General features: G+C 73.3%; 20 protein-coding genes and 1 tRNA gene. 9 read left to right on the forward strand and 12 right to left on the reverse strand.

Annotated elements, in window-relative coordinates; all coding sequences use genetic code 11:
* Positions 1-178 precede the first annotated feature (178 nt).
* The 3 genes from ACZ5D2_RS18855 to ACZ5D2_RS18865 form a co-directional block, all read right to left on the reverse strand.
* On the reverse strand, positions 179-958 hold the full coding sequence (locus ACZ5D2_RS18855; protein WP_371677411.1) for a nucleotidyltransferase family protein: 780 nt from the start codon (positions 956-958) through the stop codon (positions 179-181).
* Positions 959-1,011: 53 nt separating this feature from the next.
* The gene (locus ACZ5D2_RS18860) at positions 1,012-1,425 is read right to left on the reverse strand and encodes a hypothetical protein (RefSeq protein WP_371677410.1); all 414 of its coding nucleotides are present in this window, start codon (positions 1,423-1,425) and stop codon (positions 1,012-1,014) included.
* Positions 1,426-1,683: 258 nt separating this feature from the next.
* Positions 1,684-2,778: an ABC transporter ATP-binding protein gene (locus ACZ5D2_RS18865; protein WP_266840693.1), complete on the reverse strand. Its 1,095-nt coding sequence runs from the start codon at positions 2,776-2,778 to the stop codon at positions 1,684-1,686.
* 208 nt (positions 2,779-2,986) lie between these two features.
* Between ACZ5D2_RS18865 and ACZ5D2_RS18870 the strand changes: the two genes are divergently transcribed.
* Positions 2,987-3,060 (forward strand) — tRNA-Thr (locus tag ACZ5D2_RS18870).
* A 49-nt stretch (positions 3,061-3,109) separates the two neighbouring features.
* On the opposite strand, the gene ACZ5D2_RS18875 is transcribed toward ACZ5D2_RS18870, so the two are convergent.
* Positions 3,110-4,489 carry an NAD(P)/FAD-dependent oxidoreductase gene (locus tag ACZ5D2_RS18875; protein WP_371677409.1) on the reverse strand — a complete coding sequence of 460 codons (1,380 nt, stop codon included), beginning with the start codon at positions 4,487-4,489 and terminating at the stop codon, positions 3,110-3,112.
* A 174-nt stretch (positions 4,490-4,663) separates the two neighbouring features.
* On the opposite strand from ACZ5D2_RS18875, the gene ACZ5D2_RS18880 reads away from it, so the two are divergent.
* The 3 genes from ACZ5D2_RS18880 (at position 4,664) to ACZ5D2_RS18890 (ending at position 6,910) form a co-directional block, all read left to right on the forward strand.
* Positions 4,664-5,398 carry a DsbA family protein gene (locus tag ACZ5D2_RS18880; RefSeq protein ID WP_371677408.1) on the forward strand — a complete coding sequence of 245 codons (735 nt, stop codon included), beginning with the start codon at positions 4,664-4,666 and terminating at the stop codon, positions 5,396-5,398.
* Positions 5,388-6,323 (forward strand): aminoglycoside phosphotransferase family protein, encoded by a 936-nt coding sequence (locus tag ACZ5D2_RS18885; protein ID WP_468930547.1) that lies wholly within the window; start codon positions 5,388-5,390, stop codon positions 6,321-6,323. Before ACZ5D2_RS18880 ends, ACZ5D2_RS18885 begins: the two co-directional genes overlap by 11 nt.
* Before the next feature lie 110 nt (positions 6,324-6,433).
* Positions 6,434-6,910 (forward strand): GNAT family N-acetyltransferase, encoded by a 477-nt coding sequence (locus ACZ5D2_RS18890; RefSeq protein ID WP_371681204.1) that lies wholly within the window; start codon positions 6,434-6,436, stop codon positions 6,908-6,910.
* A gap of 71 nt (positions 6,911-6,981) precedes the next feature.
* Here ACZ5D2_RS18890 and ACZ5D2_RS18895 read toward each other — a convergent pair whose 3' ends face one another.
* Positions 6,982-7,974 (reverse strand): zinc-binding dehydrogenase, encoded by a 993-nt coding sequence (locus ACZ5D2_RS18895; RefSeq protein WP_371681203.1) that lies wholly within the window; start codon positions 7,972-7,974, stop codon positions 6,982-6,984.
* 85 nt (positions 7,975-8,059) lie between these two features.
* Between ACZ5D2_RS18895 and ACZ5D2_RS18900 the strand changes: the two genes are divergently transcribed.
* A complete protein-coding gene (locus ACZ5D2_RS18900) occupies positions 8,060-8,749 on the forward strand; it encodes a pentapeptide repeat-containing protein (RefSeq protein ID WP_371677406.1) in 690 nt (229 codons plus the stop codon).
* A gap of 120 nt (positions 8,750-8,869) precedes the next feature.
* On the opposite strand, the gene ACZ5D2_RS18905 is transcribed toward ACZ5D2_RS18900, so the two are convergent.
* Positions 8,870-9,373, reverse strand: a complete 504-nt coding sequence (locus tag ACZ5D2_RS18905) for a hypothetical protein (protein WP_371677405.1) — start codon at positions 9,371-9,373, stop codon at positions 8,870-8,872.
* Positions 9,374-9,421: 48 nt separating this feature from the next.
* Positions 9,422-10,534, reverse strand: coding sequence for a M4 family metallopeptidase (locus ACZ5D2_RS18910; protein WP_468930551.1), 1,113 nt, complete (start codon positions 10,532-10,534; stop codon positions 9,422-9,424).
* A 487-nt stretch (positions 10,535-11,021) separates the two neighbouring features.
* Between ACZ5D2_RS18910 and ACZ5D2_RS18915 the strand changes: the two genes are divergently transcribed.
* Complete coding sequence (locus ACZ5D2_RS18915) at positions 11,022-13,076, forward strand: multicopper oxidase family protein (RefSeq protein WP_468930554.1); 2,055 nt, start codon at positions 11,022-11,024, stop codon at positions 13,074-13,076.
* Here the strand turns inward: ACZ5D2_RS18915 and ACZ5D2_RS18920 are convergent.
* Positions 12,979-13,602 (reverse strand): response regulator, encoded by a 624-nt coding sequence (locus ACZ5D2_RS18920; RefSeq protein WP_468930557.1) that lies wholly within the window; start codon positions 13,600-13,602, stop codon positions 12,979-12,981. The two genes, ACZ5D2_RS18915 and ACZ5D2_RS18920, sit on opposite strands and share 98 nt — an antisense overlap.
* The gene (locus tag ACZ5D2_RS18925; protein ID WP_371681202.1) at positions 13,599-14,741 is read right to left on the reverse strand and encodes a sensor histidine kinase; all 1,143 of its coding nucleotides are present in this window, start codon (positions 14,739-14,741) and stop codon (positions 13,599-13,601) included. The genes ACZ5D2_RS18920 and ACZ5D2_RS18925 overlap by 4 nt, the downstream gene beginning before the upstream one ends.
* Before the next feature lie 540 nt (positions 14,742-15,281).
* Between ACZ5D2_RS18925 and ACZ5D2_RS18930 the strand changes: the two genes are divergently transcribed.
* Both ACZ5D2_RS18930 and ACZ5D2_RS18935 read left to right on the forward strand, forming a co-directional pair.
* Complete coding sequence (locus ACZ5D2_RS18930; RefSeq protein ID WP_468930560.1) at positions 15,282-15,824, forward strand: GlcG/HbpS family heme-binding protein; 543 nt, start codon at positions 15,282-15,284, stop codon at positions 15,822-15,824.
* Between the two features lie 80 nt (positions 15,825-15,904).
* On the forward strand, positions 15,905-17,347 hold the full coding sequence (locus ACZ5D2_RS18935; protein WP_468930563.1) for a M1 family metallopeptidase: 1,443 nt from the start codon (positions 15,905-15,907) through the stop codon (positions 17,345-17,347).
* A gap of 5 nt (positions 17,348-17,352) precedes the next feature.
* Here the strand turns inward: ACZ5D2_RS18935 and ACZ5D2_RS18940 are convergent, their stop codons facing one another.
* Together ACZ5D2_RS18940 and ACZ5D2_RS18945 are read right to left on the reverse strand one after the other, a co-directional pair.
* The gene (locus ACZ5D2_RS18940; RefSeq protein WP_468930566.1) at positions 17,353-17,868 is read right to left on the reverse strand and encodes a GNAT family N-acetyltransferase; all 516 of its coding nucleotides are present in this window, start codon (positions 17,866-17,868) and stop codon (positions 17,353-17,355) included.
* A 68-nt stretch (positions 17,869-17,936) separates the two neighbouring features.
* Complete coding sequence (locus ACZ5D2_RS18945) at positions 17,937-18,512, reverse strand: TerD family protein (protein WP_371677399.1); 576 nt, start codon at positions 18,510-18,512, stop codon at positions 17,937-17,939.
* Positions 18,513-18,674: 162 nt separating this feature from the next.
* On the opposite strand from ACZ5D2_RS18945, the gene arfB reads away from it, so the two are divergent.
* The gene (gene arfB / locus ACZ5D2_RS18950) at positions 18,675-19,100 is read left to right on the forward strand and encodes an alternative ribosome rescue aminoacyl-tRNA hydrolase ArfB (RefSeq protein ID WP_356875980.1); all 426 of its coding nucleotides are present in this window, start codon (positions 18,675-18,677) and stop codon (positions 19,098-19,100) included.
* Positions 19,101-19,228: 128 nt separating this feature from the next.
* On the opposite strand, the gene ACZ5D2_RS18955 is transcribed toward arfB, so the two are convergent.
* Positions 19,229-19,714 (reverse strand): flavin reductase family protein, encoded by a 486-nt coding sequence (locus ACZ5D2_RS18955; RefSeq protein ID WP_468930678.1) that lies wholly within the window; start codon positions 19,712-19,714, stop codon positions 19,229-19,231.
* Between the last annotated feature and the right edge of the window lie 33 nt (positions 19,715-19,747).

Consider the following 19,747-nt stretch of genomic DNA (forward strand, 5'->3'; position numbering starts at 1 on the left):
GGCGCGAGCGCGCCGGGCCCTTCCGCGTCGGGGGCCGGGCAGCGGAGCGCCGTACGGGAGCCGCGTACGAGGGCCGGGTGCGAGGGCCGCGTACGGGGACGCGCGGTCGGGGCAGGACGCGGGGGCCGGGCTGCGAGGGCGCGCGGACGGTGCGGGCGGGTCATGGCGCTCAGGAGGCTCAGGCGGCGTTCTGCGCCGCCAACTCCCGTGCCGCCTCGGTCAGGTCCTTCGCCGTGTCGATCGCCCGCCAGTAGGCCCCCTGCGGCAGCGGAAAGCCCGCCAGCCGCCGCTCGCGCGCCAGATGCGGGAACGTCGTCCGCTCATGGTCCCCCAAATCGGGCAGCAGCGCCGTGAATTCGGGGGCGAAGACGTACACGCCGGCATTGACCAGGTACGGCGACGGCGGCGCCTCGATGAAGTCCAGCACCTGCCCGAACTCGTTCGTCTCCACCACCCCCCACGGGATCCGCGGCCGGGCCAGCGCCAGCGTCGCCGTCGCCCCCCGCTCCTCGTGGAAGGCCGCCATCTCGCGCAGCGGGAACCGCGTCCACACGTCCCCGTTGGTCGCGTACCACGGCCGGTCACCGCACGGCAGGTGCCGGGCCGCGTACTTGAGGCCGCCACCGCGCCCCAGCGGCTCCTCCTCGACCACCGTCGTCACGCGCAGCGGCAACGGGGCGCGGGCCAGCCACTCCTGGAGCACGTCCGCGAGGTGCCCGCACGAGACGACGACGTCGGTGACCCCCTCCGCCGCCAGCCAGGCCAGCTGGTGCCCGATGATCGGCAGTCCCGTCCCGGGGATCTCGACCATCGGCTTCGGACGGTCGTCCGTATACGGCCGCAGCCGCGATCCCTGGCCGCCCGCCAGGATGACCGCCTGGGTGGGCGAGGCCGGGAACGCGGCCGCGCGGTCGATGGGTTGGGATGAAACGGGAGGTGCGGGGGGAACATCGCTCATGGCCGCCAGCGTAGGGACGGCCCCTGCCCCGGCGGAGGCAGGCGCGGCGGGCGTCAGCCCATCGAGGCGACACCCGAGGCGTACGAGGTGTCGCACACCGGGCGCGCGAACGACTGGGCCTTCGTGGGCCCGTACGCGTCCACGGCGGCCCGGCCCAGGGCCCGCGCGATGCCCACGCAGTGGTCGGCGAGCGAAGGACGCCTGTCCACCTCCTGCTGGAGGTGGGTCAGGACGTCACCCGGCTCCTCGCCCTGCCGGATTTCACCGAGCAGCCGGTCGCGCAGCACGTCCTGCGCGGCGCGCGGCTTCGCGGGGACGGAGACGTCCTCGGCGGAGGCGGTCAGGATCTGGGAAGGGGAGTTGTCCGCCCAGGGGACCATCGTGACCGCGAGGGTCCCGGACAGGACCAGGACGACGGGCAGGACCAGGGCGAGGGAACGGCCGATTCGGCGGGCAGTGTGGGTCACGAGGGCGAGAGTAGCGCTCGGTGAGGATTTGGCGACATTTAGTCACCCGGTCGGGGGATGGTTCGACGCGGCTTTTCGAATCAAGGGTTGACGGGTGCGGCCGAATGGCCCGGTCTGCCGCGGTTCGTGCCCCCGTCCGTGCGGCTGCCGGTGCCGGGCTCCGCGCCGCCGGCCCGCACCGCGGTCCACAACTGACGCCGAAGGGGCGCCCCTTGGCGGGACGCCCCTCCTGCGCGTGCGTGCGTGAGTGCGCGCGCGTCAGTCGGACAGGCGGGCACCGGTGGACGTGGAGAACACGTGGATCTCGTCGGCGCGCGGCACCAGGTGCATCGTCGAGCCCTTCTCCGGGACCTGGCGGCCGCCCACGCGGACCACGATGTCCTGCGGGGTCTTGTCGGTGCCGAGCAGGGCGCTGCCGTAGACGTAGCCGTCGGCGCCCAGCTCCTCGACCACGTTGACGGTGATCGTCAGACCGCCCGCGTCACCGACGTCGAAGTGCTCGGGGCGCACGCCCACGGTGACCGTGCGGTCGCCGGCGTCCGCGGCCGCCGACAGCGCCGCGCGGGAGACCGGGACGACGCTCGCGCCGAACTTCACGCCGCCGTCGGTGATCGGGACCTCGACGAGGTTCATGGCGGGGGAGCCGATGAACCCGGCCACGAACAGGTTCGCCGGCCGGTCGTACATGTTGCGAGGGGTGTCGACCTGCTGCAGCAGACCGTCCTTGAGGACCGCCACGCGGTCGCCCATCGTCATGGCCTCGACCTGGTCGTGGGTGACGTAGACGGTGGTGATCCCGAGGTCGCGCTGGAGCGCGGCGATCTGGGTGCGGGTGGACACGCGGAGCTTGGCGTCGAGGTTCGACAGCGGCTCGTCCATGAGGAAGACCTGCGGCTTGCGGACGATGGCGCGGCCCATCGCGACGCGCTGGCGCTGACCGCCGGAGAGCGCCTTGGGCTTGCGGTCGAGGTACTGGGTGAGATCCAGCATCTTCGCCGCGTCCTCCACCTTGCGGCGGATGGTGGCCTTGTCCTCGCCGGCGATCTTGAGCGCGAAGCCCATGTTGTCGGCGACGGTCATGTGCGGGTACAGCGCGTAGTTCTGGAACACCATCGCGATGTCCCGGTCCTTGGGCGGCAGGTGCGTGACGTCGCGGTCGCCGATGCGGATGGCGCCGCCGTTGACGTCCTCCAGACCCGCGAGCATGCGCAGGGAGGTGGACTTGCCGCAGCCGGAGGGGCCGACGAGGACGAGGAACTCGCCGTCCTCGATCTCCAGCTCCAGCTGGTCGACGGCGGGCTTGTCGCCGCCCGGGTAGAGCCGGGTCGCGCGGTCGAAAGTCACAGAAGCCATGGTGGTGAATCCCTTCTACCGGCAGGAACGTGCCGGACGATCCGAGTGGAAGGTCTAGTCCAGCTGACTGGACTCCGCCCGACGCTACCCGCCCGGACGCCTCCTGTCAGCAATCTGACGGGCCGGATCGCGGGCGGGGTGGCGGGTATCGGCGGGATCAACACGATGGCCTGGGGGAGAGGGCGCTGTGTAGAGTGATGGCGGCCCTGCCTCCTTAGCTCAGCTGGCCAGAGCAACGCTCTTGTAAAGCGTAGGTCGTCGGTTCGAATCCGACAGGGGGCTCTGCTTCCGAAGGCCCCGGACCGCTTTGGTCCGGGGCCTTTCGCGTGCCTCAGCCGCGCCCCGAGATGCGGTCCGCCAGGCGGGCCAGGGGGGTTGTCGTGGGGCGGTGGGTGGTCGATTCGTGGCGGTCCGCCTCGCGGTAGGCGGCGTAGAGGGCGTGGACGCCGAGCCAGCGGAAGGGTTCGGGCTCCCAGCGGCGGACGCGGTGGTGGACCCAGGGGAGGGCGGTCAGGTCGGTGGTCTCGCCGAGGACCAGGTCGCGCAGGGTGCGGGCGGCGAGGTTGGCGGTGGCCACGCCGGAGCCGACGTAGCCGCCCGCCCAGCCCAGGCCCGTGGTGGCGTCCAGGGTGACGGTGGCGCACCAGTCGCGGGGGACGCCGAGGACGCCCGACCAGGCGTGGGTGATCTCCGTACCGGTGAGCTGCGGGAAGAAGGAGAAGAGGAGGGAGGACAGGGAGGCGATGGTGGCCGGCTGGGTGCGGCCGTCGTTGTCGGTGCGCGAGCCGAAGCGGTACGGGATGCCGCGGCCGCCGATCGCGATGCGGTCGTCGGCGGTGCGCTGGGCGTACATGTAGGCGTGGGCCATGTCTCCGAGGACGGCCCGGTCCGACCAGCCCAGGGAGTCCCAGGCGGACCGCGGGAGGGGCGCCGTGACGATCATCGAGGAGTTCATGGGGAGCCAGGTGCGCTTCTGGCCCTTGAGGGCGGCGGTGAACCCCTCGGTGCAGCGCAGGACGTACGGGGCGCGGACGGTGCCGTACGGGGTGACGGCCCGGCGGGGGGCGAGTTCCGTGACGGGGGTGGACTCGTGGATGACCACGCCGAGGCGTTCGCAGGCGGCGGCCAGGCCGCGGACCAGCTTCAGCGGGTGGATGCGGGCTCCGTGCGGGGTCCAGCTGGAGCCGACGGCGTCGGCGATGTCGATGTGGGCGCGGGTGTCGGTGGCGTCGTAGAGGACCCGGTCGCTCTCGCCGAAGCCGAGTTCGGCGGCGTGGAAGGCCTTGAGGCGGGTGAGCTGGGCGGGGGTGCGGGCGACTTCGAGGACTCCGCCGCGGTGGACGTCGGCGTCGATGCCCTCCTTGGCGGCGGTGTCGATGACCTCGGTGACGGTGTCGTTCATGGCGTGCTGGAGGCGGAGGGCGGCCCGGTGGCCGTGGAGGGCGGCGTAGCGGTCGCGTCCGGCGATGCCGTTGTAGAGCCAGCCGCCGTTGCGCCCGGAGGCCCCGTAGCCGCAGAACTTCTGCTCCAGGAGGGTGATGCGGAGGTCGGGGGCGGCGCGCTTGAGGTAGTAGGCCGTCCACAGGCCGGTGTAGCCGCCGCCGACGATGACGACGTCTGCCGTGGCGTCGGCGGTGAGGGGGGCGCGGGGTGGCTGGGGGGCGGTGGTGTCGGTCGCGTACCAGAAGGAGATACCGCCGTTGATCGTCATGGGGGAGTTGGTACACGGGCTGTTCGAGGGGTGTCCAGGGGCGGGGTGTCGTGTTTCGGAGGGCGTTGGCAGGCCGGATGGCCGATGTGGGGGGTGCGGGGCGTTGCGTAGGGTGTCGAGGGGGGTTTGTCGGTTTTACGGTTTATGAGTTCTTTATGGAGAGGGTGTCGTCGGGTGAAGCTGGGTGTACGGAGGACAGGGCGCGCGGGACGGGTCCTGGCGGCGGTCGCGGCGGCGGCGCTGCTGGGCGGCGCGGTGGCGGGCTGCGGAGCGGGGGGCGGCGCGGCCTCGGACACGGCGGCGTCGGACCTGTCGGCCGTGCGGACCAGCCCGATGGCGGACCGGCTCGCGGGGCTGCCCGCCGCCGTGGACGGGGCGAAGGTCGTCGTGGGGCGGCCCGGGGCGCCGCGCACCGTTCAGGTGCTGGTGGACCCGCGGTGCGGGGCCTGCGCGAAGTTCGAGTCGGAGGGCGGGGAGACGCTGCTGAAGCTGGCGGACGAGGGCAAGGTGAGGATCGAGTACCTGCTGGCCTCCTTCCTCGACCAGGGCGGGGCGAGCGGTTCCGTGAAGGCGGTGAACGCGTTGCGGGCGTCGGTGGACGCGGGGAAGTTCGCCGAGTACCACGCGGCGGTCTTCGCGAGCCAGCCGCAGGGGAGGTTCACCGACGAGCTGCTGCTGCGGATCGCCGACCGGGTGCCGGGGCTGCGCGGGGAGGCCTTCGACCGGGCCGTGGCCGAGGGGACCCACACGGGGTGGGTCGCCGGGGCGGAGGAGGCCTTCGAGACGACGGGGATGCGGGGGACGCCGGCGGTGCTGGTGGACGGGAAGCCGGTGGGGGCGAAGGACGGGTCGATGTTCGACGCGGCCGGGTTCGCGCGGACCCTCCAGGAGGCGGGCGTTGCCGCGTAGGGACGGGGCCGGGGTCGAGATTCCGGCGGGGCTGGTCGAGGTGCAGCTGCGGTACGGCGGCGCGGCGGGACGGGAGTTCGTCGAGGGGCTGCCGGGGCGTGTGGCGGAGTTCCTGGAGCGGTGGGGCTTGCGGGTGACGGGGCCCGCGATGCACGGGATGACGGCCCTGGTGCTGCCGGTGGTGCGGGCGGACGGTACGGAGGCGGCGTTGAAGCTGCTGGTCCCGGACGAGGAGAGCGCGGGGGAGCCGGTCGCGCTGCGCGCGTGGGACGGGCGGGGCTGTGTACGGCTGCTGGAGTGGGACGGGCCGACGGGGACGTTGCTGCTGGAGCGGCTGGACGCGGGGCGGCACCTGTCGGGGCTGGTGGAGCGGGAGCCGCGGGCGGCGGTGACGGTGGTGGCGCAGTTGCTGGCGCGGCTGACGTCGGTGCGGGCGCCGCAGGGGCTGCGGGGGCTGGGCGAGGTCGCGGAGGGGCTGCTGGCGGGGGTGCCGGAGGCGGCCGGGCGGCTGGCCGACGCGGGGGAGCGGCGGCTGCTGCGGGACTGCGCGGCGGCGTTGGCGGAGGTGGCGGCGGAGCCGGGGGACCGGTTGCTGCACTGGGACCTGCACTTCGACAACGTGCTGGCGGCGGAGCGGGAGCCGTGGCTGGCGATCGATCCGAAGCCGCTGGCGGGGGACCCGGGGTTCGAGTTGCTGCCGGCGTTGGTGAACGGGTTCCGGGTGGAGGAGGTCGGGTGGCGGTTCGACCTGTTGACGGAGGTGGTGGGGCTGGACCGGGAGCGGGCGCGGGCGTGGACGCTCGGGCGGGTGCTGCAGAACGGTCTGTGGGAGGTGGAGGACGGGGAGGTGGCGCTGCCGGAGCGGGAAGTGGCGGTGGCGGAGGTGCTGTTGGGGCGTGCGGGGCGCATCGGGTGCGCGGGGTGAGTGGGTCGCGCAGGGTGAGCGGGTCGTGTGTGGCGATCGGGATGGGCGGCGGCCGGTGGGGGTGCGGGTCGTGGGGGGCGCCGACGGGGCGTGCCTAGGCTGCGGGCATGTTGATTCGAGAGGCCGAAGTCGCCGACGTGCCCGTCATCCGCGCCATGATCGGCGAACTCGCCGCGTACGAGCGGGTGCCGCACGAGGCGCGGGCGACGGAGGCGCAGCTGGAGGAGGCGCTGTTCGGGGAGCGCCCGGCGGCGTTCGCGCACGTCGCGGAGACGGCCGAGGGTGAGGTCGTCGGCTTCGCGGTGTGGTTCCTGAGTTTCTCGACGTGGCTCGGGGCGCACGGGATCTACCTGGAGGACCTGTACGTACGGCCGGGTGCGCGCGGGGGCGGGTACGGGAAGGCGCTGTTGCGGGAGTTGGCGCGGATCTGCGGGGAGCGGGGGTACGGGCGGCTGGAGTGGTCGGTGCTGAAGTGGAACGCGCCGTCGATCGCCTTCTACGAGGCCCTGGGCGCGCGGCCGCAGGAGGAGTGGTCGGTGTACCGGCTGACGGGCGGGGAGCTGGCGGAGCTGGGCGGGGAGGGGTGAGCGCTCCCCGCGGATCCCGGCGGGCCGGGCGGGATCGGGCGGGATCCGGCGGGGGACGGTGTGCAGGCGGGTCAGGGCTCCAGGACGACCTTGCCGGTGGTGGCGCGGGTTTCGAGGGCGTGGTGGGCGGCTGCGGCTTCGGCCAGGGGGTAGCGCTGGACGGCGGGGCGCAGCCGGCCGGTGGCGGCTTCTTCGAGGGCTCGGGTTTCCAGGACGCGCATCGGGTCGGGGGCTCCGACGGCTTCGAGCATGGCGGGGCCGAGGACGCCCCGGGTGGTGATGCCGCGGGCGGTGAGGTCGTCCTGTTCGGCTCCGGTGAGGGTGAGGGGGCCGGAGGAGCGGCCGTGGACGAGGTGGCGGGCGCCGGGGGCGAGGAGGCCGAGGGCGGTCCGGGCGGTGGCGCCGCCGACGGAGTCGAAGAGGACGGTGGCGCCGTCGGGGTGGTGGGCGCGGACGGTGTCGGCCCAGTCGTCGGTGGTGTAGTCGACGGCGAGGTCGGCGCCGTTGGCGGTGGCCAGGGCGGTCTTGGCGGGGCCTCCGGCGAGGGCGACGACGGTGGCGCCGGCGTTCTTGGCGTACTGGACGAGCAGGGTGCCGATGCCGCCGGCCGCGGCGGTGATCAGGGCGACTGAGCCGGGGCCGAGGTCGGCGAACTGGAGGATGCCGAGGGTGGTGCGGCCGGTGCCGATCATGGTGACGGCCTGGGCGGTGTCGAGGCCCTCGGGGACGGGGTGGAGGCGGCCGGCGTCGGTGACGGCGTACTCGGCGTAGCCGCCCGGGGCGAAGCCGAGGTGGGCGACGACGGTCCGGCCGAGCCAGGCGGGATCGGTGCCGGGGCCGAGGGCGTCGACGGTGCCGGCGACTTCGCGACCGGGGGTGGTGGGGAGTGCGGGCAGGGGTGCCGGGGGCCCCTCGATGCCCTTGCGGAGGTTGACGTCGAGGAGGTGGACGCCGGCGGAGGCGACGGCGATGCGGACCTGGCCGGGGCCGGGGACGGGGCGGGGGACGGTCTCGTAGGAGAGGTTCTCGGCGGGGCCGAAGGCGTGGAGTCGGATGGCGCGCATGGTGTCCATGCGGCCAGCCTGTGACCTGAAGCGTGGTTGAGGTCAAGGGCGTTCCGTTGTCGGTCCCGTGGGTCACGATGGGGGGATGGTGCGGAACGAGCGGGTGCGCGGGCAGGCGGCCGGAGCGGTCAGGGCGGCGAGGCGGGCGGAGGTCCGGCTGCCGGAGCTGGTGGCGTGGGAGGGCGGTGGACTGGAGCCGGACGGGGACTACGACGGACTGGAGTTCGCGGACCTCGATCTGGCGGGGCAGGAGGGCGTCGGGGCGCGGTTCATGGACTGCGCGCTGCGCCGGTGCGCGCTGGACGGGGCGGGGCTGGCGAAGGCGCGGATCCTGGACTCGGTGCTGGAGGGGGTCCGGGGAGTCGGGACGGATCTGGCGGGGGCGTCGCTGCGGGACGTGGAGCTGGTGGAGGCGCGGCTCGGCGGGGCGCAGTTGCACGGGGCGGTGCTGGAGCGGGTGCTCGTACGGGGCGGGAAGATCGACTACCTCAACCTGCGGACGGCGCGGTTGAAGGACGTGGTCTTCGACGGGTGCGTGCTGGTGGAGCCGGACTTCGGGGGTGCGGTGCTGGAGCGGGTGGAGTTCCGGGGCTGCGTGGTGCGGGGAGCGGACTTCACGGGGGCGCGGATGGCGGACGTGGACCTGCGGGCGGCGTCGGAGCTGGGGATCGCGCGCGGGGTGGAGGCCCTGTCCGGGGCGGTGATCAGCCCGGCGCAGCTGTTCGACCTGGCCCCGGCCCTGGCGGCGCAGCTGGGGCTCCGGGTGGAGGGGTAGACGGGGCGCGACTGCGCCGCCTCCCGGGCGCCGGGGGTGCCGGCGTCCCGGGCGTCGGGGGTGCCGGGGTCCGGGGGCGCCGGGCGTCCCGGGGGTCCCCGTCGGCCTGCTCGGTCGGGGTTACGCCGGGACGCGGGGGAAGCGGGACTGGAGCGTCCAGATGACCGGGTTGTCGGCCAGGCCGTCGTGCATGTCGATGAGGTCCGCGATCAGGTCGTGGAGGAAGTCGCGGGCCTCGCGGCGCAGCAGGCGGTGGCTGAAGGTCAGCGGGGGCTCCTCCGGGTCCATCCAGTCGGCCTCGATGTCGACCCAGCCGAAGCGGCGCTCGAAGAGCATCCGGTCCGCGGATTCGGTGAAGTCGAGTTCGGCGTACTGGCGGTTGGCGGAGCGGCTGCCGCGGGGGTCCTCGTCGAGCTTCTCGACGATGTCGCACAGGGCCCAGGCGAAGTCGAGGACCGGCACCCATCCCCAGGCTGTGGACACCTCCGTGTCCTTGACGGTGTCCGCGAGGTAGACGTCGCCGCAGAACAGGTCGTGCCGCAGGGTCCGGACGTCCGCCGAGCGGTAGTCGGTCTGCGGGGGGTCCGGGAAGCGCCGGGAGAGGGAGTAGCCGATGTCGAGCACGTCCCCGATGGTGTCACGGGTGGGCCCCTCCCGGCGCCGTGGGCCGGGTCAGCCGACGTTGACGGCCTTCCAGGCGGCGGCGACGCGGGCGACCTCGGGGGCGGCGGCGCCGTAGAGCTCGATGGCCGACTGGATGGTGGCGGTGCGGGCGGCGGCGTAGTTGGTGGAGGACCGCATGTGCAGGGTCAGGGCCCGGTACCAGATCCGGGTGGCCCGGTCGCGGCCGATGCCGAGGAGCTTGGAGCCGTCGTGGGTGGGGGAGTCGTAGGCGACCCCGTTGATCTCCTTGGGGCCGCTGCCCTCGGCGAGGAGGTAGTAGAAGTGGCGGGCGGGGCCGGAGGCGGCGTGCGGGTCGAGGCTGCCGATGTCCGCGGACCAGTAGTCACGGGAGACGCCGTCGGCGCTGGGGCGGTCCATGCGGCGGGGCGGGCCGTCGTAGACGCGCTCGCCGAGGAGGTAGTCGCCGACGTCGGCCTTGTTCTCGGCGAAGAACTCGCCGGCGGTGGCGAGGATGTCGGCGGTGCCCTCGCCGAGGGCGCCGGGCTCTCCGGCGGCGGTGAAGTTGGCGGTGGAGCCGATCAGGCCGTGGGCGAGCTCGTGGCCGACGATGTCGAGCGAGGTCGGCGGGCGGCCGGGGGTGGTGCCGTCGCCGTACGAGACGCAGGCGCAGCTCGCGTCCCAGAAGGCGCCGCCGTAGTTGGTCCCGTAGTGGACCCGGGAGGTGGTGGCGGCCCCGTCGCCGCGTACGCCGCTTCTGTTGAAGGCGGCGCGGTAGAAGTCCCAGGTCACGGCGGTGGCGTAGTGGACGTCGACGGCGGCGGTCTGGCGGTTGGAGGGCAGGCCGGTGCCCCAGACGTTGTCGGCGTCGGTGAACAGGACGCCGGGGCCGGAGGTCTGGTTGAGGGCGTCGAGGGTGCGCTGGTCGCCGCGGGAGGGGTCGCGGAGCTGGTAGGTGGCGCCGGCGGGGGTGGTGCCGAGGGGGACGGTGCCGGAGTACTGGCCGGTGCCGGTGCCGGTGCCGGTGCCGGTGCCCGTACCGGTGGCGGTGGGTGCCGTGGGCGTGGTGTTCGCCGTCGCCGTGCCGGCGGTGAGGGCGAGGGCGGCGCCGAGGAGGGCGGCGGCTGCGAGGCGGGCGCGGCGGGAGGGCGTGGGGTGGGGCACGGGAACTCCTTCGCGGGTGGGGGTGGCGCGAGTGAGCGTGCCATCGGGGGGAGCCGGTCCGGCAGGCCTGCGACAGAAAACCGGGCCGGGTTGTCCGAAGACCGGGCCCGGGTGTCCGGATCCCGTCAATTCCGCGTGCGGGCGGTCGCCGGGGACAGGGCCTGGCGGCCCCGCCGGGGACAGGGCCTGGCGGCCCCGCCGGGGACGCTCCCGCCGCGCGGAGCCGCCGGGGTGCCGGGCCGCCGGGCCCGCCGGTATTCATAAAGGGCCGCACCGGGCGTGATGGGTTTATGTGTATTCGGATGTGCGGTAATCGTTCGACCCGAATTCGGAGCCCGTAGAATTATCGCCCGGACCGGCTCGAATGAGTGGCTTTCCCGGACCAAGGCGGAATTTTGTGGCGGCGCGCCGAACCGTCCCTGTATCCCTGGGGGCTTGCGCGTGGCGAGGGAAAGCGGGAGAAATGTTCGGGCGAAGGAAATTCCTCATGGCCGGTGCCCTGGGCAGCGCGGTCGCGCTTCCGCGGAGTGTTCTGGGAGCGCAGGCGTACGCGTCGGACGGTCACGGGGCGGCGGCCGCGGACACCGCGGTGCCGCACACCCCTCCGCTGGCGAAGTTCGTCGACCCGCTGCCCAGGCCGCTGACGGCCGTCCCGGATCCGTCCGCCTATCCGGGCGCCGACTACTACGAGATCACGATGCGGCAGGGCTCCTGGCGCTTCCACCGGGATCTCGGGCCGGCGACCGTGTGGGGCTACTGGGCCACGAACCCGCACGACCCCCGCAAGCCGATCGGCATGGGCTACCTCGGGCCGACCCTCGACGTGACGAGGGACCGCCCGACGGTCGTCAAGTACCGCAACCACCTGCCGACCACGCACCTGTTCCAGGACGTGATCGACAAGATCCACAACGGGGACCCCCAGCTCGCCCCGATCGCTCCGCCCCCCTACGAGAGCCGAGCGCCCTTCCCCCGGAACCTCAACGTGTGGAACGTCGTGCACCAGCACGGCGGTTTCACGGCACCGCAGTCCGACGGGATGCCGCTGCAGTCGTACAGCCCGGACGGTTTCCACGCCGAGTCCTACACCACCCTGGACCCGAGCCGCGTCAAGCCCAACGAGGCGATCTGCGCCTACACCAACCACGACCGTTCGTGCCTGCTCTGGTACCACGATCACGGCATGGGGATGACCAGCGTCAACGTCTACGCGGGTCTGGCCGGCCTCTATGTCGTCCGCGACCCCGCCGACGACCGGCTCGGGCTGCCGCGGGGCGAATACGAGGTCCCCATCGTCCTCCAGGACCGGACCTTCAAGGCGGACGGCTCGCTCGCCTACACCATGACCGCGCAGCAGGGCGAGGACACCCCGGTCGTCAACGGGAAGGCGTACCCCTTCCTGGCCGTCGAGCAGCGGCGCTACCGGCTGCGCGTGCTCAACGCCTCGAACGAGCGTTTCTGGCGGCTCATGTTCAGCGTGCCCAGGGACGTGCTGCCGCAGCCGACGCTGCCGTTCTGGCTGATCGGCACCGACGGCGGTTTCCGCGCTCCGCTGCAGATGCTGAACTTCCTGATCTCGCCCGCCGAGAGGTACGACCTGATCGTCGACTTCAGCCGGATGCCGGTGGGCACGAAGGTCAAACTGATGAACTACAACGCCCCGGTGCACTTCCCCGGCGGCGACGGCCCGGACATCACGGACGTCATGGAATTCCATGTCGTCAAACCGCCGTCCGGAGGTGCGGACAGGACGACGCCGCCCAGGGAACTCGCGCTGCCGGAGGTCGAAAGGATCGAGGTTGAACCCCACACCCGTAGGCGGGAATGGGTCCTCTACCAGCACAAACTCTTCAGCACCATGACGTTCAACGCGGTGCCCTTCATGGAGCCGTCCCAGGACTTCATCGAGGCGGGCTCGACCGAGATCTGGGAGTACATCAATCCCAATCACGACGCCCACCCGATGCACGTCCACCTCGTCAACTTCCAGGTGCTGAACAGGCAGCCGATCGATGCGGCGGCCTACCAGGACGACTACGAGAAGTGGATTGACGGCGGCCGCAAGCCGGAGGACCGGCCGGTGCTGGCGAACCATCTGACCGGCCCGCCCATCCCGCCGGATCCGGACGAGGCGCGGTCCGACAAGGACACGGTCAAGTCGTATCCGGAGACGGTGACCCGGATCGTCATCCGGGAGTTCACCCCGCCGACGGAGACGATCGCGGGGATTCCGGGCAGTGGCGCCGAGCTGCCGGCCACGTACGTCCACCACTGCCACATCCTCGAACACGAGGACGACGACCTGATGCGGCCGTGGACGATCGTCGGCCCCGACGGCCACCACGACGACGGCACCACGACGACGGCCACCACGACGACGGCCAACCCGGCGGCGGCCACCCCGACGGCCACGGTCACGGTCACGGTCGCTGACGGGGAGCCCGTCAGGAGGGGAGGAGACGCTGCTCCTTGGCCACCGAGACCGCGCCCGCGCGGGTGTCGACGCCGAGCTTGTCGTAGATGCGGCCCAGGTGGGTCTTGACCGTCGCCTCGCTGATGAACAGGGCGCGGGCGATGTCCCGGTTGCCGAGGCCGCGGGCCAGCTGGCCCAGGATGTCCAGTTCGCGGTCCGTGAGCGTCGGGCGGGTGCCCCGCATGTGGGCCATGACCCGGCTCGCGACGGGCGCGGACAGGGTGGTGCGGCCCGCCGCCGCCGAGTGGATGGCGGCGAACAGCTCCTCGGGGCGTTCCGCCTTGAGGAGGTAGCCCGTCGCGCCCGCGCCGATGGCCCGCGTGATGTCCGCGTCCGTGTCGTACGTGGTCAGGACCAGCACGTGCGGCGGTTCCGGCAGGGCGGTGATGCGGCGGGTGGCCTCGATGCCGTCGATGCCCTCGCCCAGCTGGAGGTCCATCAGGACCACGTCCGGGCGGAGCTTGGCGGCCAGCGCGACCGCCTCCTCACCGCTGCCGGCCTCACCCAGCACCTCGATGTCCGGCTCGCTGCCCAGCAGGGCGAGCAGGCCGGCCCGGACCACCACGTGGTCGTCGCAGAGGAGGATCGTCGTCATCGGGCGGGCTCCAGGGGGATCACGGCCGAGAGGACGGTGCCCTCGCCCGGGGTGGATTCGATCGTCAGGCTTCCGCCCAGCTGGCGCACCCGGGCGCGCATCGCCGGGAGGCCGTGCCCGCGGCCGGAGGAGGCCGGACGGGCTTCGGCGAAGCCGGCGCCGTCGTCCGCGATGTCCAGGACGACCTGGTCGCCGAGGAAGCTCAGGGTCAGGGCGGCCGTACGGGCGCCCGAGTGCTCGCGGACGTTGGCCAGGGCCCCCTGGGCGATGCGCAGGAGGGCCGATTCGGCGCGGTCCGGGAGCGGCACCGGGGCGCCCTCCAGGTGGAAGCGGACCTCGATGCCCGGACCCGCGTCCAGCGCGCGCAGGGCCTCGGCCAGGCCGGTGCCGTTGTCCAGCTCGGGAGGAGCCAGGTCGTGGACGAGCCTGCGCGCCTCGGCCAGGCCGCGCGCGGTGATGTCGGTGGCGGTACGGACGTGCGCGCGGGCGGTGCCCGGGTCGCTCTCCCAGGTGCGGTCCGCCGCCTGGAGCAGCATCTGCTGGCTGGACAGGTGCTGGGCCAGGGTGTCGTGGATCTCCATCGACAGGCGCTGCCGCTCGGCCAGGGTGCCTTCGCGGCGCTCGGTGGCGGCGAGCTCCCGGCGGGTCCGGATCAGGTCGTCGATCAGCGCGCGCTGCTCCTGCGCCTGGCGTTCCATGTGGACGAAGACGGCCGTGGCGAGGGCGGCGACGGCGGGCGGGGCGACCAGGAGGTTCGGGTCGAAGGCGGTGGAGAGCCTCAGCTGGGCCGCGACGACGAAGACGGTGAGCAGGGCCACGAGGACCACGGCGGCGCGCGGGGGCAGGGTGCGCAGGGCGGTGAAGAAGAGGGGGACGGCGCACCAGGCGAAGCTCGGCGCGAGTACGACGAGCACGACCCAGGTGGCCACCACCAGCCCGAGCCACAGCCGGCGGCGCAGGGGGGTCGGGGGCGCGGTGGCGGGCAGCGTACGGGTGGCGCCGACGGCGGGCCCGAGGACGTAGAGCAGGGCCAGCGCGATGCTGAGGGCGATGACCCAGGGGGTACGGGGTTCGCCGGGGTGCCGGAGCAGGAAGCGGGCCACCGAGGCGCCGAGGAGCAGGAAGAACGCCACGTGCATGACGGTGGCCAGGCCGCGGGTGTCGTCGGAGGCGGTGGGGTGCGGCCGCGGGGGGTTGCGCACGGTGGGGCTCCTGGTGCTGGAAGGGCGGTATCCATTGTGACGTCGCCCCGGCCGGGCCGTCGGCCGGGCGAGGGCGGGTCGCCCCCGGATCCCGTGCCCCGATCGCCGGCGGGGCGGGACCTGCCGGCCGGGGCCGGACGGGTGGCGACGTAGCCGTGCGGGTGCGGGTCCGCTCGACGGGGGCCGGCCCCCGGCTCCCCGCGCCCCGATCACCGGCGGGCCGGATCTGCCGGCGGGGCCGGAAGACACCCGGCGGTGCCCGGTCCCGCCGCGCCCTGCCAGGGCAAGGGACCGGCCGGGCCGAGCCCCGCCCCCAGGAGAACCGCCCGGCCGGGGCCACCGCATCGACCGATCGGATGACCCCCGCGTCAACCGGTGCGCTCGTCGCCGCGAGCCGGTACGGGGACGGGAGCGGGGGTGGTTCCGGCGGAGGCTTGGAGCAGCCAGTCGAGCCGATGACCACCAGGAGCAGCAGCCATGAACACCCGCACCCGCGTCCTCACCGGTACCGCCCTCGCCGTCGCCCTCGGCGCCGGGACCTTCGGCGCCGTCAGCGCGAGCGCCACCCCCGCCCCCGCCCAGGCCGCGGCCAAGAAGGACGACGACCGGAACTTCACCACCTCCACCCACCTCACCGTCGACGCCGCCACCCGCGCCGCCCAGGCCGCGCTCCACGCGGCGGAGAAGGAGAACCAGAAGGTGACGGTCGCGGTGGTGGACCGCAACGGCAACACCCTCGTCACCCTGCGCGGCGACGGCGCGGGCCCGCAGTCGTACGAGTCGGCGGAGCGCAAGGCCTTCACCGCCGTGTCCTGGAACGCCCCGACCTCGGTGCTCGCGGGCCGCCTCGCGCAGACCCCGAACCTGAAGGACATCCCGGGCACCCTCTTCCTCGCCGGTGGCACCCCGGTGCAGGCCAAGGGCGCCCCGGTCGCCGGCATCGGCGTGGCCGGCGCCCCGAGCGGCGACCTGGACGAGAAGTTCGCCAAGGCCGGCGCCGACGCCCTCGGCGAGAAGTAGGGATCAGCGGCCGGGTGGCTCCGTCGGCACCCGACCGCGGCCCCGCCCCCCGTCCGGGGCACCCGCTTAGGATCGAACCCGTGGAACACCCCGCGCTCCCCGGCCGCACCGGCCTCACCCGCCTCGCCGCCCCCGCACTCGCCGCCCTCCTCTCCCTCGCCGCCCTGGCCACGGGATGTACGGGCGCCACCGTGCAGGGGCGGCCCGGCGCGTCCGGGCTGCGCGACCCGTACTTCCCCCGCGCCGGCAACGGCGGCTACCAGGTCGAGCACTACGCCCTCGACCTCACCTACGACCCCGCCGACGGTCTGCTGCACGCCACCGCCGTCATCACCGCCCGTGCCGAACAGGGCCTCAGCTCCTTCAACCTGGACCTGAGCGGCCTCAAGGTCGAGAGCGTGGACGTCCAGGGCACCGGCGCCCGTTACAACCGGACCGGCAACGAGCTGACGGTGCGCCCGGCCAAGGACCTGAAGAAGGGCGAGGTCTTCCGTACGGAGATCGACTACGGCGGCCGCCCCAAGCCCGTCGTCGACCCGGACGGCTCCAAGGAGGGCTGGATCGCGGGCGGGGACGGCGCCGTGGCGGTCGGCGAGCCCGTGGGGTCGATGGGCTGGTTCCCCGGCAACCACCACCCCGGTGACAAGGCCACGTACGACATCACCGTCACCGTCCCGCACGGCTACGAGGCCGTGTCCAACGGCGAGCTGCGCTCCCGCAGGGAAGTGGCGGACGGGCAGACCGAGTTCGCGTGGCACAGCCCCGAGCCGATGGCGAGCTACCTCGCGACCGTCGCCATCGGACGGTTCAAGGTGACGACGGGCCGGACCCCCTCGGGCGTCCCGGTCTACGACGCGGTCGCGCCCGGCGAGGCGGCGGGCAGCGAGGCCGCGCTGGCCCGGCTGCCGCAGATCGTGGACTGGGGGACCGCGAAGTTCGGTCCCTACCCCTTCGGAAGCGTCGGCTCGATCGTGATGCCGGCGCAGACCCTCACGTACGCGCTGGAGACGCAGACGAAGCCGGTCTACTCGGGCGCTCCCGACGAGGAAACGGTCCTGCACGAGCTGGCGCACCAGTGGTTCGGGAACTCGGTGTCACCGAAGTCCTGGAAGGACATGTGGCTCAACGAGGGCTTCGCGACGTACGCGGAGTGGCTGTGGTCGGAGGAACACGGCGGGGTGAGCGCGCAGCGGCGCTTCGACGCCTTCCTGGCCGGCGACACCTCGGTCGATCCGCACGCGGACGGCGACTGGGCGGCCTTCCCGCCGGCCTCCCCGCCCGGACCGGAGCACATCTCCGACGATCCGGTGTACTACCGGGGTGCGATGGTGCTCCACCGGATCCGCCAGGAGGTCGGTGACCCGGCGTTCTTCGACCTGCTGCGCGGCTGGGCCGCCGACCACCGGCACGGGAACGCGAGCACGGCCGACTTCACGGCGTACGCGCAGCGGCGCACGGGCCACGACCTGAAGGCCGTGTGGGACGTCTGGCTCCACGGCGAGGACCGTCCCACCGCGCCCTGAGGCCCTCAGAGTTCCTTGCGCATCACCCGGCACGGGCGACCCCGTTCACGGTCCTTGGCGCGGCGCAGGACGGTGTAGCCCTGGGCCTGCCAGAAGGCGAGGCCGGCCGCGTTGTCCTCCAGTACGGCGAGCCGTACGCCCGCGCGCCCGGCGGTGCGGAAGCGGTCCTCGACCAGGCCGGCCACCGTGCGGCCGTGGCCCTCGCGGTGCGCGGTGGAGTCGATGAGGAGCAGGCCGATCCACGGGTCCGGGTCCCCGGAGGCCGGGTCGGGGTGGTGGGCGAGGGTGACGACGAGGCCGACGATCCGGCCCGCGGAGCGGGCCAGGAACACCTCGGCGCTGTCGGTGGCGAGTTCGTCGGCGAGTGCGGCGGCGACCTGCTCGACGGTGATGCGGGCCGGGTCGGGGAAGTCGCCGCTCAGTTCGAAGAACGCGCGGTTCGTCGCGTAGAGCGCGGCGATCTCGGTGAGGACCGGGCCGGGCAGGGCGCCGTCCACGGGCACGAGCGGTTGCAGGATCACCCGTCGAACGGTAGCGAAACCCCCTGCCCCGGGCTCGGGGAAGGGGGTTTCACCGGGCCGGACGCGGATCAGACGTTGACGCCGAAGTCCTGGGCGATGCCGGTGAGGCCGGAGGCGTAGCCCTGGCCGACCGCGCGGAACTTCCACTCGGCACCGTTGCGGTAGAGCTCGCCGAAGACCATGGCGGTCTCGGTGGCGGCGTCCTCGGAGAGGTCGTAGCGGGCGATCTCGGCGCCGCCGGCCTGGTTCACGACGCGGATGTAGGCGTTGCGGACCTGGCCGAAGTTCTGGCTGCGGGACTCGGCGTCGTAGATCGAGACCGGGAAGACGATCTTGTCCACGTCGGCGGGCAGGCCGGCGAGGTTGACGTTGATGGCCTCGTCGTCGCCCGAGCCCTCACCGGTGCGGTTGTCACCGGTGTGCACGATGGTCTGGTCCGGGGTGGACTTGTTGTTGAAGAACACGAAGTGACCGTCGGAGACGACCTTGCCGGTCGCGTTGACCGCGATGGCCGAGGCGTCCAGGTCGAAGTCGACACCGGTCGTCGTACGGACGTCCCAGCCGAGGCCGACCGTGACGGCGCTGAGGCCGGGGGCCTCCTTCGTGAGCGAAACGTTGCCGCCCTTGGACAGGCTTACTGCCATTTTGACTGGTGTCCCTTCCTCGTCACATGACCGCGCTCAGTGGTCGTGGTCACGTTACTGCTGTCCTTCATAACGCAGGGAGGGGTCCGGTAGGTTCCGAACCGCCCGGGGCGCCCCGAAATCGGGGTGACGGAGGCCGCGGCGGGGGCCGATCATAGGGGCATGCCTGGTCCCTATGTCATCCGCGGTTCGGTCGTGCTCCCCGAGGCGGAGCTCGCCTGGCGCTTCTCGCGTTCCTCCGGGCCGGGCGGCCAGCACGTCAACACCTCGGACTCGCGGGTGGAGCTGCTCTTCGACGTGGCGGCGACCAAGGCGCTGCCGGACGTGTGGAAGGAACGGGCGCTGGAGCGGCTCGCGTCCCGGCTGGTGGACGGGGTGGTGACGGTACGGGCCTCCGAGCACCGATCGCAGTTCCGCAACCGGGAGATGGCCCTGGTCCGGCTGGCCTCGCTCCTGGCGGAGGCCACGGCCCCACCGCCGAAGGCGCGCCGCGCCACGAAGATCCCCCGGGGGATCAACGAGCGGCGTCTGCGGGAGAAGAAGGCCCGCGGCGAGACGAAGCGCGGCCGCACGGGCCGGGACTGGTAACCGGGCCCCGCCCCGGACTCCCGCGCCTCAATCGCCGGCGGGGCTGGATTCTGGCCGGCCGGGGCTGAAGGGCACCCCGCCCCGCCCCGACCCCGGCCCGCCCGAAAACCGCCCGGCCAGGGCAGGGGCTACGGCGCCAAGTGCCGGTAGCGCCCCCGGAAGTACGTCAGCGGCGGTGCGTCCGGGTTCGGCAGGGCGGCGCTGAGGACGCGCCCGATGACCAGGGTGTGGTCGCCCGCCTCGACGCGGGACTCCGTGCGGCACTCCAGCGTGGCCAGCGCCCCCGACAGCAGCGGCGCCCCGCTGAGCGCCCCCCGTACCGCGGGCAGGCCCTCGAACAGCAGCCGGTCGCTGATCCGGTTCTTCATGGCGAAGCGCCCCGCCACCTGGAGCTGCCCGTCCGCGAGGACGGACACCGCCCACAGCGGCTGCTCCGTCAGCAGGTCGTCCATCCGGGACCCCTCGCGCAGGCTCACCAGCACCAGCGGCGGGTCCAGGGAGACCGACATGAACGCGGTGGCGGTCATGCCGACGTCCTCGCCGCGCGGCCCGTCGGCGGTCGAGGGGGGCTCGTGTGCGGTGATCAGGCACACGCCCGCCGCCAGCCGGGACATGGCCGCCCGGAACTCGTCGTTGCTCACCCCCTC

It is taken from the genome of Streptomyces sp. NPDC031479 (genome assembly GCF_055581065.1).

Bases quoted from the DNA above. Each gene is read 5' to 3' on its own strand.
- ACZ5D2_RS18855 (WP_371677411.1), bottom strand. From the start codon at position 958: ATGAGCGATGTTCCCCCCGCACCTCCCGTTTCATCCCAACCCATCGAC.
- ACZ5D2_RS18865 (WP_266840693.1), bottom strand. From the start codon at position 2,778: ATGGCTTCTGTGACTTTCGACCGCGCGACCCGGCTCTACCCGGGCGGC.
- ACZ5D2_RS18875 (WP_371677409.1), bottom strand. From the start codon at position 4,489: ATGACGATCAACGGCGGTATCTCCTTCTGGTACGCGACCGACACCACC.
- ACZ5D2_RS18895 (WP_371681203.1), bottom strand. From the start codon at position 7,974: ATGCGCGCCATCCGACTCCACGCCTTCGGCCCCGCCGAGAACCTCTCC.
- ACZ5D2_RS18900 (WP_371677406.1), top strand. From the start codon at position 8,060: ATGGTGCGGAACGAGCGGGTGCGCGGGCAGGCGGCCGGAGCGGTCAGG.
- ACZ5D2_RS18915 (WP_468930554.1), top strand. From the start codon at position 11,022: ATGGCCGGTGCCCTGGGCAGCGCGGTCGCGCTTCCGCGGAGTGTTCTG.
- ACZ5D2_RS18920 (WP_468930557.1), bottom strand. From the start codon at position 13,602: ATGACGACGATCCTCCTCTGCGACGACCACGTGGTGGTCCGGGCCGGC.
- ACZ5D2_RS18925 (WP_371681202.1), bottom strand. From the start codon at position 14,741: ATGCACGTGGCGTTCTTCCTGCTCCTCGGCGCCTCGGTGGCCCGCTTC.
- ACZ5D2_RS18930 (WP_468930560.1), top strand. From the start codon at position 15,282: ATGAACACCCGCACCCGCGTCCTCACCGGTACCGCCCTCGCCGTCGCC.
- ACZ5D2_RS18945 (WP_371677399.1), bottom strand. From the start codon at position 18,512: ATGGCAGTAAGCCTGTCCAAGGGCGGCAACGTTTCGCTCACGAAGGAG.
- arfB (WP_356875980.1), top strand. From the start codon at position 18,675: ATGCCTGGTCCCTATGTCATCCGCGGTTCGGTCGTGCTCCCCGAGGCG.
- ACZ5D2_RS18955 (WP_468930678.1), bottom strand. From the start codon at position 19,714: ATGTCCCGGCTGGCGGCGGGCGTGTGCCTGATCACCGCACACGAGCCC.